This is a genomic window from Peribacillus sp. AS_2 (genome assembly GCF_026891895.1).
Classification (GTDB): Bacteria; Bacillota; Bacilli; order Bacillales; family DSM-1321; genus Peribacillus; species Peribacillus frigoritolerans.
Genome location: NZ_JAPTGA010000038.1, coordinates 1 through 1,353, shown reverse-complemented (window position 1 = coordinate 1,353; position 1,353 = coordinate 1). Strand labels below are relative to the sequence as shown.

At 38.1% G+C, this 1,353-nt stretch carries 1 protein-coding gene; it reads left to right on the top strand.

What is annotated here, in order from left to right; all coding sequences use genetic code 11:
• Nucleotides 1-1,322, top strand: a protein-coding gene (locus OTG27_RS26375; protein ID WP_374941291.1) for an IS3 family transposase whose coding sequence is annotated in 2 segments (ribosomal slippage) — nucleotides 1-433 and nucleotides 433-1,322 — 1,323 coding nt in all. Because the reading frame shifts where the segments join, the coding sequence is not laid out codon by codon here.
• Nucleotides 1,323-1,353: the final 31 nt, after the last annotated feature.

The following is a 1,353-nucleotide window of genomic DNA, read 5'->3' as shown; positions in this document are numbered from 1 at the left end:
TTGAAATTAAAAGCTGTCCTTACTTATTTAGAAGGAATGGACTCATTTAGAACTGTAGCCAATCAATTTAATATCAGTTTGACTCCTTTAAAGCAATGGGTGGCGCATTATAAAGAACATGGGATAGATGGGCTAATGTCTACCTATACAAATTATGATATTAGCTTTAAGATGGATGTACTAAACTATATGAACGATTTTGGAGTGTCTAGTACCCATGCAGCTGCTGTGTATAACATTGCTTCTCCTTCTACTATTACTAATTGGCTAAAGCAATTGGAGGAGTACGGAGTTGACGCTCTTGAAACGAAGAAAAAGGGGCGTCCATCCATGAAAAAAGAAACGAAGAAAAAACCAGTAGAAGGGTCATTAGAGGCATTACAGGCTGAAAATGAAAGATTACGTGCAGAGAATGCATATTTAAAAAAGTTGAGAGCCTTAGTTCAAGAAAGCGAAGCGTCCGAACGCAAAAAGCGAAAGTAGTACATGAACTAAGGGGAGAGTTTAATTTAAAGCTACTTCTGTCCGTCGCAAATCTCGCAAGGAGTACCTATTATTATTGGATAAACGCCTTCGGGCGTCAGGATAAATACGAAGAAATAAAGCCAGTTATCCAGGAGATATTCCATACGAATAAAGGGAGATACGGGTATCGACGCATTACATTGGAATTACGTAATAGAGGGATTTCAATGAACCATAAAACGGTCCTTCGATTGATGAAGGAGTTGGGACTAAAGTGTCTGGTCCGTATGAAGAAATACCGTTCATACAAAGGTAAGATTGGAAAGGTTGCGCCTAATATCCTCAATCGTAATTTTAAGGCAACAAAGCCAAATCAAAAATGGGTTACGGACGTAACTGAATTTCATTTACACGGTGAGAAGTTGTATTTATCGCCCATTCTAGACTTATTTAATGGAGAGATTATTGCTTACAATATCGAATCACGTCCTGTTTATCCCTTAGTCTCCAAGATGCTTGACCAAGCCTTTATGCGATTGGAATCGAAAGATTCCCCCGTTCTCCATTCAGATCAGGGCTGGCATTACCAGATGAAACAATACTCACATGATTTGAAAAAACATAACATTCTACAAAGCATGTCCCGCAAAGGAAATTGTTTAGACAATGCCGTCATAGAAAACTTCTTTGGCTTACTGAAATCGGAATTACTTTATTTACAGAAGTTCGACAGCATGGAGCATTTCAAAAAAGAACTGGAAGATTATATCCATTATTACAATCACCGACGAATCAAAGTAAAATTAAAAGGCATGAGCCCAGTAGATTACCGGGTTCATGCCCTCAAGGTTGCCTAATTAAATAAAGTGTCTAACTTTTTGGGTTCAC